Raw genomic sequence first — 13,962 nt, forward strand, 5'->3', positions numbered from 1 at the left:
AGGGCGCTCCTCGCGTTACATCAGCCGTGTGTCGCGTGTTTCGCGCATGCACAGCACGCCGATCATGCTGACGGCCGCGGCGATCGACACATACGCGCCCACCCATGGCAACCCGCCGCGCGCGGCGAGCATCTGCGCGATATACGGCGCGACGGACGCGCCGAGAATCCCACCGAGGTTGTACGACACCCCGGCGCCGGTATAGCGCACATTGGTGGGAAACAACTCCGGCAGGAGCGCGCCCATCGGCGCGAACGTCACGCCCATCAAAAACAGTTCGATCACAAGGAACAGCAGCACCAGCGACGTCTGTCCGCTGCCGAGCAACGGCGCCATCGTGAAGCCCGACAGAATCGCCGCGATGATGCCGACGATCAGCACCGGCTTGCGTCCATAGCGGTCGGCGGCCCAGGCCGACAGCGGCGTGGCGAGCGCCATGAACACCACGGCGATGCACAGCAGACCGAGGAACGTCGGCCGCGGAATATGCAACACGGAGACGCCGTACGACAGCGAAAACGTGGTGGCGTTGTAGAACAGCGTGTAGCAGACGACCATCGCGAGCGCGCCGAGCAGGGTCGGCACCCAGTGTTGCGACAGCAGCGTGGCGATCGGCACCTTCACGCGTTCCTGACGTTCGATCGCCGCCTGGAATGCCGGCGTCTCGGCGATTTTCAGGCGCACGTATAAACCGAGCGCGACCAGCACCGCGCTCACGAGGAACGGCACGCGCCAGCCCCAGCTGCGGAACTGCTCGTCGCTCAGGGACAGCGCGAGCGCGAAGAACAGGCCGTTGGACGCAAGAAAGCCGATCGACGGCCCGAGTTGCGGGAACATGCCGAACCAGCCGCGTTTGCCCGGCGGCGCATTCTCGGTGGCGAGCAATGCCGCGCCGCCCCATTCGCCGCCGAGGCCGATACCCTGGCCGAAGCGCAAGATGCACAACAGGATCGGCGCGAGGCTGCCGATCGAGTCGTAGCCGGGTACGAAACCGATCAGCGTGGTGGACACGCCCATCACCAGCAGCGACGCCACCAGCGTCGATTTACGGCCGATCCGGTCGCCGAAATGGCCGAACAGGAACGAGCCGATCGGCCGTGCCACGAAGGCGATGCCGAACGTGACGAAGGCCGACAAGGCCTGCGCCGTCGCCGAGCCATGCGGGAAAAACACCGGTCCGATGACGAGCGCCGCGGCGGTCGCATAGACGTAGAAATCGTAGAACTCGATCGCGGTGCCGATAAAGCTCGCGAAGATGATCCGCGAACTCTTGTTCTGCCCGGCCGCATTGGGCTGGGCCGCGGAAATCGGCGAAGTGGACATGCAGGGTCTCCCTATGTCGTGATGCCGCCGGACGCCCGGTTCGTGAGCCGGTGGTGCGTGTGAAGACGGCATCTTTGTTCAAATTCGTGGGCCTCGCTTTGTCCGCGGGCCGGCGGGCGGCTCGTGTAACGCAGGCGACGCAAACAACGAAGCAACAGCTTACAACGGCAGCCGGCGAAGTTCGCCCGCGAAAGCGGCCATACCAGGGCAATAACCAGGCGGGAGGCGTGCGGCGGGCGAGGTAAGGCGGGGCGGCCGGTGCGGCGCGGAGCCGGGATGTTTTGGGATCCGGGCAACGGCGGGCCGCATCATGCATCGAGCAGGCGGCGCTCGCGGATGGCGCGGCGGCGCTGCAATCGGGCTCATGCCGCGCCGGCGGGTGAGCGGGCGGGGTGAGCCATGCCGGACGGCTCCGGCGCGGGGAATCGGAAAATTATAGCGAGCGCGGCCGCGCCGCAGCAAGGCAGCGCTGGTTTTGCCGCGCGCTTTGGACGACACGAACCGCGTTCAATCGATGGTCTGCGCTTGCGGCGAGGCGAGCTCGCGGAGCTGAAATTTGCCGTTGTCGTTGAACAGCCAGTCTTCGAATAGCTCGAGCTGGCCTCGGCCGTTCAGCAATTTGCCCGGCGGTTGCGGCAGCGGCGCGGCGCGCCGCAAGCTGGCGAGCGCGGTGCTTTCGGCTTCGTCGTCGCCGTTGGTGCGATACACCGCTGACTCCAGCACATGGCCATTGCCATCCACTGTGAACGACACGACCACCAGCGAGCGCAGCATCGCTTGTGGCGTGCCGCGCAGCACGTAAGACGGATTGCGTTCGATGATGCGTCTGGCCACGGCCTCGCGGTACTGGTCGAGCGTCGCACTGTTGATGGCGGCCGCGGGCGTCGGCACGCTCGCGCGTGGCGGTGGTGTGATGGTGCAGCCAGCCATGCCGATGACCAGGCCGGCGACGAGGAGCATGCCGCGCACATGCGCGGGCCGTACGCCGACGCTGCAAACGCAGCGTCCGTTGCAATGGCGAAGATGACGCGTGCGAGTGAACATGATCAGGGAACCACAAAGACAGAGCCTGATTTGATGGTAGTCAAAATCCGCCAGGAAGCAATTGGCGTTCGCCCGCTCTATGTGGTCCAACCGACCGTAATAGGCGGAAATATGAGCGAATTGGTTGGCGGCGAAAACACGCCTACACTTCGATGGCCTCTTTCGAGAGGCATCGGTGGAAGTCTTTCATTTAGCCCGCTTCGCGCGGGCTCTTTCTTTTTTGCGGCGCGGTTCGCGGGAGTGCGTGCGGCGCGAAAAACAAAAGGCGAACCCGATAGCGAGTTCGCCTTTATATCCGCAAGCTGCGTGCAGGACCCAAGCACGAGACGAGCGCAGAATGCGCGCTCACCGCATGCCGCGCGTCCGCTTACTTCAGCGCTTCACGTGCCGCCTTCACCGCCGCGAGCACCTGCTCGGGCGCCGTGCCGCCCGGATGATTGCGGCTCGCCACCGAGCCTTCCAGCGTCAGATACGAGAACACGTCTTCGCCGATCAGATGCGCGACGTTCGGCAGTTCCTGACGCATTTCCTCGAGCGTCAGATCCGCCAGATCGCAGCCGCGATCCGCGCAGACGCGCACGGCCAGCGCCACCGCTTCGTGCGCGTCGCGGAACGGCAGGCCGCGCTTGACCAGGTAGTCGGCCAGATCGGTTGCCGTGGAGAAGCCTTGCAGCGCGGCGTCGCGCATGGCTTGCGGCTTCACCGAAATACCGGCGACCATTTCAGCGAAGATGCGCAGCGTATCCGCAACCGTATCGACGGTGTCGAACAGCGGTTCCTTGTCTTCCTGATTGTCCTTGTTGTACGCAAGCGGCTGGCCTTTCATCAGCGTGAGCAGCGCGATCAGATGGCCGTTCACGCGGCCGGTCTTGCCGCGCGCGAGTTCGGGCACGTCCGGGTTCTTCTTCTGCGGCATGATCGACGAGCCGGTGCAGAACCGATCCGCCAGATCGATGAAGCCGACGCGCGGGCTCATCCACAGCACGAGCTCTTCGGAGAAGCGCGAGACGTGCGTCATGACGAGCGCCGAGGCCGCCGTGAATTCGATCGCGAAGTCGCGGTCCGACACCGCGTCCAGCGAGTTCGCGCAGATGCCGTCGAAGCCCAAAGTCTTCGCCACCGCGTGACGATCGATCGGATAGCTGGTGCCGGCGAGCGCGGCCGCGCCCAGCGGCAGGCGGTTCACACGCTTGCGGCAGTCGATCATGCGTTCGGCGTCGCGCGAAAACATTTCGACGTAGGCGAGCAGGTGATGGCCGAACGTGACGGGCTGCGCCACCTGCAAGTGCGTGAAGCCCGGCATGATGGTCGAGGCGTTCTTCTCCGCCATGTCGAGCAGGGCCGTGCGCAATTCCGTCAACAAACCGCCGATCCGGTCGATCTCGCCGCGCAGCCACAAGCGAATATCCGTCGCCACCTGGTCGTTACGCGAGCGGCCGGTATGCAGGCGCTTGCCGGCGTCGCCGATCAGCGCGGTCAGGCGCGCTTCGATATTCAGGTGGACGTCTTCCAGATCGAGTTGCCACTCGAACTCGCCTCGCTCGATTTCGCCCTTGATCTGCGCCATGCCGCGTTGGATCGCGGCGAGGTCGTCGGCGGCGATGATCTTTTGCGCGGCCAGCATCGAGGCGTGCGCGAGCGACCCTTCGATGTCGACGAACGCCAGACGCTTGTCGAAGAAAACCGACGACGTGTAGCGTTTGACGAGTTCCGACATCGGCTCCGAGAAGCGAGCCGACCAGGCTTCGCCTTTTTTGTGCAGTTGGGACGTCATGGTGTTGGGCAGTTAAGCGGCAGTTGAGCGAGCGGTGAAGAGGCTGGCGACGCGAATGCACATGCCGTGCAAAAGTGACGCCGAAGCGAGGAAAGACAGGGATTTTAACACTCGCCGGGAGGCTTAAAGACGCCGTGCGCCGCGGGCGTTTCCCATCACCTACTCGCGCACCAGCACTACCAGCTTCAGATCTTCGCGATGCGCGGGTTTGAACGTGATCTGGTCGTAGACGATACGGCCGTCGCGCGGATGGTTGAACTCGCGCCGTCCGCCTTCGCGGCCGCCCACGTCCTGCGAGGCCCAGAAGCGCGCGAACGCGTCGCTCGCGGCGGTGAGCGAGTCGATCAGCGCGCGGGTGGGCGCGTCGTTCAGATGGCGGATCGAATCGGCGCGGAATTCGGCGGCGAGTCGCCGCGCGCGCGTTTCCCAATCGACGATCAGCTCACGCGCGGCCGGTTCGGTGAACGTATAGCGCAGCAGATTGCGGTCGTGCGCGCCGTCCAGCCAGCCGACGAACAGGTCCGTGGCACGCTCGTTCCACGCGAGTGCATTCCACTGACGGTCGAGCACATAGGCCGGCGCACTGACAAGCTGCACGGTTTGCAGCAAGGTGGCGGGCGCATCGGCCGCGGCCGGATCGGGCTCAGCCGGGTCGCGCTGGGCGGCCAGTTCGAACAGATACGCCCGTTCGGCCCGCGACAGTTGCAACGCGACGGCGATGCGCGCGAGCGCGTCGGCGGACGCGGAGACCGGGCGCCCCTGTTCGATCCACGTGTACCAGGTCGGACTCACGCCGCACAGTTGCGCGACTTCCTCGCGCCGCAATCCCGGTGTGCGGCGGCGCGGACCCGGCGGCAAGCCGACCGCTTGCGGCGAGAGCCGCTCACGGTGAGCGCGGATGAAGTCGCCGAGCGCGCGGGCCGGGGTGGCGTCGAGCGGCGGCGGGTTGTCGGCGGAAGACGGCGTGGTCATGCTGAGCGGGCAAATAGGTCGACGAAGGCAGGGAGGTAATGGCGATACCAGAATAATCGCTTAACTTGTACCGGTACACAGCCGGCCCTATTGTAACGGCTGGAATCGCACAACGCGCTTCCAGCGCTGCCCCAAATACCTAACCGGAGCCTCCCATGAAGCATCACGATCAGGTCGCCGACGCCTTTGGCTCGACCGCCGCCGCCTATTTGACGGGCCCGACCCATGCCACCGGCGCCGATCTGCGGACGCTGGCCGAATCGATCGCGGCGACGCCGAATGCGACGGTGCTCGACATGGGTTGTGGCGCCGGCCATGCGAGCTTCGCGGTCGCGCCGCACGCGCAAGCCGTGGTCGCCTACGACATCGCGCCGCAAATGCTGGCGACGGTGGAAGGCGCCGCGAAAGAACGCGGTCTTGCCAATATCCGCACGCAGCAAGGCGCGGCCGAAGTGCTGCCGTTCGCCGACCATTCGTTCGACTGGGTGATCAGCCGGATGAGCGCGCATCACTGGCACGACGTGCCGCTCGCACTCGCCGAAGTACGGCGCGTGTTGCAGCCGGGCGGCAAGGTGCTGTTCATCGATATCGCCGGCAGCGATCATCCGCTGCTCGACACGCATATTCAGGCGATTGAGTTGTTGCGCGACGGCTCGCATATTCGCGATTACCGCGCCGACGAGTGGCTCGCATTGTTTGCGGCAGCAGGCTTTACAGCATCGATTCGCGAGCGCTGGCGTATCGACATCGAGTTCAGCTCGTGGGTGGCGCGCATGCGCACGCCGGAAGCGCGTGTGGTGGCGATTCGTTCCATGTGGGCGAATTCGCCGGACGAAGTCCGCCAATATTTCGACGTGCAGGAAGACGGCTCTTTCAAGCTGGACGCGTTGATGATCGAGGCACAATAAAAAGCCGGGCGCGACGAACAGCGTCGCGCCCGGCTTGTGTGCTCAAAGGCGTGCAATCAACCGCGTGCGTGCTTAGCCCGTGTTGCGCAAGCCCGCCGCAATCCCGTTGATGCTCAAATGAATCCCGCGCCGCACGCGCGCGTTGGTGTCGCCGGCGCGGTGACGCTTGAGCAACTCCACCTGCAAGTGATTCAACGGATCGAGATACGGGAAGCGATTCTTGATGGAACGCGCGAGCAGCGGGTTCTCCGCGAGCCGTTCGCCCTTGCCGGTGATCTCCGACAACACCTTCGACGTGCGCTCCCATTCCGCGACGATCCGCTCGAACACGTGCTTGCGCAGCTTCTTGTCGGACACCAGCGCGGCGTAGCGCGAGGCGACCGCGAGGTCGGTCTTTGCCAGCACCATGTCCATGTTCGACAACAGGTTGGCGAAGAACGGCCACGTCTTGTGCATTTTCTTCAGCAGCGCGAGACGGGTCTTGCGTTCAGCGTCGGTCGGCGCGCTGTCCAGATGCGCGGCCACCGCGCTGCCGAAACCGTACCAGCCGGTCAGCAGCAACCGGCATTGGCCCCATGAGAAACCCCATGGAATTGCGCGCAGATCTTCGATCTTGCGTTGCTTCGGATCTTGCAGTTTGCGCGAGGCCGGCCGGCTGCCAATGTTCAACTCGGTGATCTCCGCGATCGGCGTCGACTCGAAGAAGTACTCCTTGAAGCCGGGCGTTTCGTAGACCAGCGCGCGGTAGGACGCCATCGCCGCGTCGGACAACTGCTGCATCGTTTCCTCGAACGCGGGCAGTTGCGCCGGTGCAATGCCGTGCGGCAGCAACGACGCTTCGAGCGTGGCGGCGACCACCGTTTCCAGATTGCGCCGGCCGATTTCCGGATTGCCGAACTTGCTGGCGATCACTTCGCCTTGCTCGGTCAAACGGATCTGGCCGTCGACGGTGCCCGGCGGCTGCGACAGAATCGCCTGATAGGTCGGACCACCGCCACGGCCCACGGTGCCTCCGCGTCCATGGAACAGACGCAGCGTCACGCCGCGTTCGTTAAAGAGCGACACCAGCGCGAGTTCGGCGCGGTACAACTCCCAGTTCGACGTGAGGAAGCCGCCGTCCTTGTTGCTGTCCGAATAGCCGAGCATCACTTCCTGCTCGTTGCCCTGATGTTCGATCAGCGCGTCGACGCCCGGCAGCGCGATCAGGTCGCGCATGATGTGCGGCGCGTTGCGCAAGTCGGGGATCGTCTCGAACAACGGGATCACCATCAGGCCCGCTTGCGCCGGATCGTTCGCGTCGCCCAGACGGCCGTGCAGCAGGCCGGTTTCCTTTTGCAGCAACATCACTTCGACCAGATCGCTCACGGTTTCCGTGTGCGAGATGATGTAGTTGCGCACCGCGCGCGCGCCGAATTTCTCGCGCGTGATGCGCGCTTCCTCGAGCACGCCGAGTTCGCTCTTCACGAGATCGGAGTAGTCCGCGTACGGCAGGCGCAACGGACGCGGCTGCGCCAGTTCGGCGAGCAGCACCTTGAGCTTGTCTTCTTCCGTGAGCGCCGCGTAGTCGTCCTCGACGCCGGCGCGCTTGAGCAGTTCGGCGATCACCGCTTCGTGAATGTCGGAGCTCTGGCGCAAGTCGATGCTCGCCAGATGGAAGCCGAACACTTCGGCGGCGCGCGCGAGCGGCGACAGACGCGGTGCGGCGAGCGGCGCGCCATGATGCTCGGCGAGCGAATCGATCAGCACGTGCAGGTCGCGCACGAATTCGGCCGAGTCGCCGTACGGCGTGGCGCGGATCGGCGCTGCGCCGCGGCCCGCGCTGCGCACCGGCACGCTGCCTTCGCCGAGGCGCACGCGCGCGCTCGCGGCGAGCCGCGTGTACATGCCGATCAAGGCCCGGCGATACGGTTCGTCGGTACGATGCGGCGACTGGTCGGGCGAGGCGGCGGCGAGTTCCTTCAGGGCGTCGCTGGCGCCGGCCAGCAGGTTCGACACCGACAACTCCGCGCCGAGCTTGTGCACCTGCTCCATGTAGTGCTCGAAGATCACCGCGGCCTGGCGGGTAATCGCGTTTTCGAGCGTCTCGGCCGTGACGTTCGGATTGCCGTCGCGGTCGCCGCCGATCCAGCTGCCCATCTGGAAGAACGGCGGCAGGCGCGCGTCGATGCCGTGCTCGACGAGCGCTTCCTCGATATCGGCGTAGAGCGCCGGGATTTCAGAGAGGAAAGTGGCGCGGTAGTAGGACAGCGCGTTCTCGATTTCGTCGGCCACGGAGAGGCGCGAATCGCGCAACATGCGCGTTTGCCATAGCGACGTGACGCGGGCGCGCAACATCGCTTCGTTGTGCGCGCGCTCGCGGTCGGTCAACTGCTGATCGCGTTCGGCGAGCAGGCGCGCGACGTCGTGCTGCGCGTCGAGAATGCTCTTGCGTTGCACTTCGGTCGGGTGCGCGGTGAGCACGGGCACGATCAACGCGTCGTTGAAGAACTGTTGCAGGACCGGCGTGGCGGCCGCGTTGGCTTCGACCAGCCGTTCGAGCGCATGGGCAATCGTGCCCGGTTGCGAAGTCGAACCGGCCAGTTCGTGAATCCGGTGACGGCGATTACGGTGGCGGTCTTCAGCAATGTTCGCGAGATGCGAAAAGTAACTGAACGCGCGCACCACGCTGACCGTTTGCTCCGGGCTCAGCGAGCGCAGTTTCTTGTCGAGCGTTTGCGCGGCGGCGCTGTCGTCTTCGCGGCGAAAGCGCACGGCGGTCTGGCGGATCGTTTCGACGACATCGAACACCGCGTCGCCTTCCTGTTCGCGCAGCACGTCGCCGAGCAGGCGTCCGAGATAGCGGATGTCCTGGAACAGCGGATGGTCCTTGTCTTCGCGCGTGCGGCCATTGTTCTTCGGCGCGGAAGCGGAAGCCGGCGAAGACGATTCCTCCGGCACGGCCGGCAGGGCGGCCGCTTGCGGCGTGTCGGCAACGACCTTGATCTTCACGGAGCCGCCCTTGGCGGCTTTTTGCGTCTTGGCGGCGGACGCGGCTTGCGTCGTCTTATCCATTTTGACTGCCTTTACGGCCTTGTCCGTCTTGACGGGCGCGGAGGTCTTGGCGGCCTTGCCGACTTTGGCGGCGTGAGCAGCCTGAGCGGGTTTGCCGGCGCGTTTGACCGATGTGGACTCAGCAGCGCTTGTGGCCGAGGCGGCGGCAGAAGCGGCGGGCTGGGCGGCGTCGGCCGCGCGAGCGTTGGGCGATGCAGTGTTGCGGCGGGCAGGGCGCGCCGATCCGGAAGACGTCACGATGGGTTTCCTCAGGGAAGCCAGGGTCTGTTGAGTGATGAACTGCTACTGCGGAACTGCACTATGAACTGCAACGTGAACTGCAAAGGGAACTGCGCGAAACGGTATGCGCCGATGGCGATACGCCTGAGAGGAGGCTGTGCGCCAGAACGGTGCCGCGCGTTCGCACGACACTCGTTCGAGGCACCCGCGGCACCTGAGCGATGTCAGACGGCATCGCATCATCCCGCATGCGGCGGCCCGGTGCGCGAACGACCGTGCGTGAACATGCCGGGATGGGGCAGGCGCGCACCGCGCGAAGCCCGTCTCCTCTATCGATACCGCTTCAGCACGGTGCCTGGCTGCGTCTTGGGACGCAAGGCCGCGTGCTAACATTGTTTGTTATTACATCCCGTCATTCGATCAGCAAGCTAATGAACACCGAGACGTTTTCCACGCCACCCCACACGCTTGTGATTGCGTCGCGAGAAAGCCGCCTGGCCATGTGGCAAGCGGAGCATGTGCGATGTGCGCTGCACAAATTATATCCATCTTGTGACGTAAAAATCCTCGGAATGACAACACGTGGCGATCAAATTCTCGATCGCACTTTGTCGAAGGTTGGTGGTAAGGGCCTCTTCGTGAAGGAACTGGAAGCCGCGCTCGCCGACGGCCGTGCCGACCTCGCCGTGCACTCGCTGAAAGACGTGCCGATGGAATTGCCCGCAGGCTTTGCGCTGTCCACCATCATGGAGCGCGAAGATCCGCGCGACGCGCTGGTCTCCAATGATTACGACTCGCTCGCGGCACTGCCGGCCGGCGCCGTGGTCGGCACTTCCAGCCTGCGCCGCGAGGCCATGCTGCGTATGCGTTACCCGCATCTCGAAGTGCGGCCGCTGCGTGGCAATCTGGACACGCGTCTGTCGAAACTCGATCGCGGCGATTACGCGGCGATCATTCTGGCCGCAGCCGGTTTGAAGCGTCTGGGTCTGGGCGAGCGCATCCGCGCGCTGCTCGATCCTGAAGACAGCCTGCCCGCAGCGGGCCAGGGCGCGCTCGGCATCGAGATTCGCGCCGATCGCGCCGACCTTGCTGCATGGCTCGCACCGTTGCATCACGACCACACGGCAGCCGCCGTCGAAGCGGAGCGCATGGTCTCGCGCGCGCTCGGCGGCAGTTGCGAAGTGCCGCTCGCCGCGTATGCCATGTGGCGCGACGGCGCGCTGCATCTGCGCGGCATCGTCGCCACGCCGGACGGGCAACGCGTGCTGAGCGCGCAGGCGTCGGCGCCGGCGCCTAGCGTCGAACGCGCGGTCGCGCTCGGCCAGGAAGTGGCGAACGCGCTTGAACAGCAGGGCGCAATGGACATCGTGCGCGCGCTCAGCACCGCCAGCGGTCCCGCCGCGGCGAAGCAGGGCACGGCGGAACACGGCGCGGCGGACAGCGCGGCGACCGGCGAGTGATGGCGGCCGATATCCCAGGCAACACTCCTTCACCCGTCGCCAAGGCGGCGTTCACGGTCGTGATTACGCGACCGGCCGGTCAGTCGAACGAACTGATCGCGCGGCTCGCCGCCGCCGGCATCGCCACGCTGGACTTTCCGCTGATCGACATCGCGCCCGTCACCGACGACGCGCCCTTGCGCGCCGCGTTGGCGTCGCTCGAACGCTATGCGCTCGTCGTGTTCGTGTCTCCGAATGCCGTCGATCATGCGTTCGCCCATAGCGACGCGATCTGGCCGCATGCGCTGCCGATCGGTGTGGTCGGACCGGGCAGCGTGCAGGCGCTCGCGCGCCATGGTGTCGCCGCGCCGGCGTACAACGTAATCAGCCCGCCGGCCGGTTCGGATGAAGACACCGCGCGCTTCGATTCCGAAGGTCTGTTCGCCGCGATCGATACGGCGCTTGGCGCAACCAGTCTCGAAGGCAAGCGCGTGCTGATCGTGCGCGGCGACGGCGGCCGCGAATGGCTCGCCGAACGGCTGCGCGAAGCCGGCGCCGAAGTCGACACGGTCGCGGCATACCGGCGCCTCGTGCCGGAACCGTCGATCGGCGCCTGGGCGCGCGTGCACGAGTTGCTCGCAGGCGAGCCGCACGCGTGGCTGCTCACCAGCTCCGAAGGCGTGCGCAATCTGCACGAACTGGCGCAAGACCACCTCACCGCCGACGAGATCGCGCAGCTCAAACGCGCCGCGCTTGTCACGCCGCATCCCCGTATCGCGCAGACCGCGCGGGCATTGGGTTTTGATAGCATGACGGTGTCCGGCGCGGGAGATGACCGCATTGCCCGTGCCTTGATTGCCGCCGTCCCGCCCGTCGTCCAACCGGTATCGTCCAATCCGGCTCATTCACCGGCTAAATCACGCATGACTGAAACGAACGCATCCACGAACGCTTCACCCCAGCCGGCCGCGACCACTGCGTTGCCGCCGAATCAACCCTTCACGCCCTACGAAGCGCAAAAGCGCCATAGCGCGAGCGGACCGCTGCTGTGGTTTGTCGTCGTGATCATGGCTTGCGCCGCGGGCGTGGGCGGCTATGCGCTCAATCGCAAGGTCGAGCGCACGGAGCAGCAGATCGTACAGCGCCAGCAAACCAACGACACGCAGACCAACGAACTGCGCATCAAGACCGAGCAGGCGCTCGCCACGGTGCATCAGTCGGAGTCGCAGGTCGCGCAACTCGAAGGCAAGCTCGCCGATGCGCAAACCTCGCAGCAGGCGCTGCAACAGCAATACGCGGACCTCGCGCGCAATCGCGACGACTGGACGCTCGCCGAAGTCGGCCAGATGCTCTCGGCCGCCAGCCAGCAGTTGCAGCTCACCGGCAACACGCAGCTCGCGCTGTTCGCGCTGCAAAGCGCCGACACGCGTCTCGCCGCATCGGACAGCCCGCAAGCGGTCGCCGTGCGCAAGGCCATCGCGCAAGACATCGACAAGCTGAAGGCCGCGCCTTCCACCGATCTCACGGGCATGGCCATCAAGCTCGACAACGCGATCGACCAGGTCGACAACCTGCCGCTTTCGGGTGAAGCGCCGATCGCACACGCCACGCCGCGAGCCGCGACATGGGCCGACACGGCCAAGGTGGCCGCGGCCACCGGCGAGCCGCGCTGGAAGGTGTGGTGGCGTGAAGTGAGCACCGGCATCGGCCAGCAGTTGACGAGCCTCGTGCAGGTGCGCCGGATCGACAACGCCGACGCGATGCTGGTCACGCCCGATCAGGGCTACTTCGTGCGCGAAAATCTCAAGCTGCGTCTGCTGTCGGCGCGTCTCGCCTTGCTGTCGCGCAACGAGACCACGCTGAAGTCCGACCTGCAGGCGGCGCAGAATGCGCTCACGCGTTACTTCGACAACTCGTCGAAGAAAACGCAGACCGTGACCGATCTCGTCAAGCAGGTGGAAGCGGGCTCGGCCGCCGTCGAACTGCCGAATCTGAACACGAGCCTGCAGGCCGTCAATCAATACCGGAGCCGAGGTTAATCATGGCGATCCGGGGACTTCTATGGCTTGCGTTGCTGTTCGTCATCGCGGTGGTGCTGGCGGTGGTCGGGCGCTTCGACATGGGCCAGGTGCTGCTGATCTATCCGCCGTACCGCGTCGATATATCGTTGAATCTGTTCGTGGTCGGGCTGGTGGTGCTGTTCATCCTGATCTATGCACTGTTGCGCATCTTCCGCAATATCTGGCGCATGCCACAGCGCGTGGCCGCTTATCGCGCGCGCTCGCGTGTCGCGAAAGCGCATGCCGCGTTGCGTGACGCGATCGGCAATCTGTACGCCGGGCGTTTTTCGCGTGCGGAGAAAGCCGCCAAAGACGCGCTCGCGAATGGCGATAACAAGGGCGCGGCCGGGTTGATCGCGGCTACGGCGGCGCATCGCATGCACGAATATGCGCGGCGCGACGAGTGGCTCGCGCAGATCAACGAGGCCGACTGGCAGGATGCACGTCTGATGGCCACCGCCGACATGCGCGCTGACGGCCGTGACGCGGACGGCGCATTGACCGCGCTGACGCAGATGCAATCACAGGGCGGGCGGCGCATCCACGCGCAGCAGATCATGTTGCGCGCGCAGCAGCAATTGAAGAACTGGGGCGAAGTGCTCAAGCTGGTCAAGACGCTGGAAAAGCGTGAGGCGATTCATCCGGCGGTGGCGGTGCGTTTGCGCCAGCTCGCGGCGGAAAACCTGTTGCGTGACCGGCGTCACAATGCCGATGCGCTGCTGGAGTTGTGGAATTCGTTGTCGGCTACTGAGCGTCATTCGCCGCGTCTCGCAGATCTTGCTGCGGAGTTGCTGGTGGCGCTGAATCGTCCGCAGGAAGCGCGCAAGATCGTCGAGGAAGCGCTCGCGCAAAACTGGGATGCGCGCCTGCTGCGCCGCTATCCCGATACGGCGGGCGGCGACGCGTTACCGCTGATTCAGAAAGCCGAAGGGTGGCAGAAGGATCGTCCGGAAGATGCGGATTTGATGTTCGCGCTGGGGCGCTTGTGTCTGCATCAGCAGTTGTGGGGCAAGGCGCAGTCGTTCCTTGAGCGCGCGTTGAAACTCGCGGACAACGAGACGCTGAAGATTCGCTCGCATCGTGCATTGGCGCGTTTGCACGAGCAACTCGGCGATGCGGATAAGGCGAGCCAGCATTATCGTGAAAGTGCGCTGGCGATGAATATTGTTTGA

General features: G+C 65.2%; 9 protein-coding genes. 4 read left to right on the forward strand and 5 right to left on the reverse strand.

Translation table 11 applies throughout. From position 1 onward, the window contains the following. Window positions 1–15 precede the first annotated feature (15 nt). From B0G73_RS09195 to B0G73_RS09210, 4 genes are all read right to left on the reverse strand, one after another. Window positions 16–1,323 (reverse strand): MFS transporter, encoded by a 1,308-nt coding sequence (locus B0G73_RS09195; protein WP_106279986.1) that lies wholly within the window; start codon window positions 1,321–1,323, stop codon window positions 16–18. Between the two features lie 507 nt (window positions 1,324–1,830). After that, a complete protein-coding gene (locus B0G73_RS09200) occupies window positions 1,831–2,367 on the reverse strand; it encodes a TonB family protein (RefSeq protein WP_106279988.1) in 537 nt (178 codons plus the stop codon). A gap of 367 nt (window positions 2,368–2,734) precedes the next feature. Continuing rightward, entirely contained in the window at window positions 2,735–4,141 is a 1,407-nt protein-coding gene (gene argH / locus B0G73_RS09205) for an argininosuccinate lyase (protein WP_106279990.1), read from the reverse strand. Window positions 4,142–4,300: 159 nt separating this feature from the next. Continuing rightward, complete coding sequence (locus B0G73_RS09210) at window positions 4,301–5,113, reverse strand: helix-turn-helix transcriptional regulator (protein ID WP_106279992.1); 813 nt, start codon at window positions 5,111–5,113, stop codon at window positions 4,301–4,303. A gap of 155 nt (window positions 5,114–5,268) precedes the next feature. Here B0G73_RS09210 and B0G73_RS09215 point away from each other — a divergent pair, with 155 nt between their 5' ends. After that, the gene (locus B0G73_RS09215; RefSeq protein ID WP_106279994.1) at window positions 5,269–6,021 is read left to right on the forward strand and encodes a class I SAM-dependent methyltransferase; all 753 of its coding nucleotides are present in this window, start codon (window positions 5,269–5,271) and stop codon (window positions 6,019–6,021) included. Window positions 6,022–6,093: 72 nt separating this feature from the next. On the opposite strand, the gene ppc is transcribed toward B0G73_RS09215, so the two are convergent. Next, the gene (ppc, locus tag B0G73_RS09220) at window positions 6,094–9,309 is read right to left on the reverse strand and encodes a phosphoenolpyruvate carboxylase (protein ID WP_106279996.1); all 3,216 of its coding nucleotides are present in this window, start codon (window positions 9,307–9,309) and stop codon (window positions 6,094–6,096) included. Between the two features lie 413 nt (window positions 9,310–9,722). Here ppc and hemC point away from each other — a divergent pair, with 413 nt between their 5' ends. The 3 genes from hemC to B0G73_RS09235 are packed head-to-tail and all read left to right on the forward strand — an operon-like array spanning window position 9,723 to window position 13,962. Further along, window positions 9,723–10,751, forward strand: a complete 1,029-nt coding sequence (gene hemC / locus B0G73_RS09225) for a hydroxymethylbilane synthase (RefSeq protein ID WP_106279998.1) — start codon at window positions 9,723–9,725, stop codon at window positions 10,749–10,751. Then, a complete protein-coding gene (hemDX, locus tag B0G73_RS09230) occupies window positions 10,751–12,769 on the forward strand; it encodes a fused uroporphyrinogen-III synthase HemD/membrane protein HemX (protein WP_106280000.1) in 2,019 nt (672 codons plus the stop codon). Before hemC ends, hemDX begins: the two co-directional genes overlap by 1 nt. Before the next feature lie 2 nt (window positions 12,770–12,771). Next, window positions 12,772–13,962, forward strand: coding sequence for a heme biosynthesis protein HemY (locus tag B0G73_RS09235; RefSeq protein WP_106280002.1), 1,191 nt, complete (start codon window positions 12,772–12,774; stop codon window positions 13,960–13,962).

Origin of the sequence: Paraburkholderia sp. BL25I1N1 (genome assembly GCF_003002025.1) — a bacterium.
GTDB lineage: Bacteria > Pseudomonadota > Gammaproteobacteria > Burkholderiales > Burkholderiaceae > Paraburkholderia.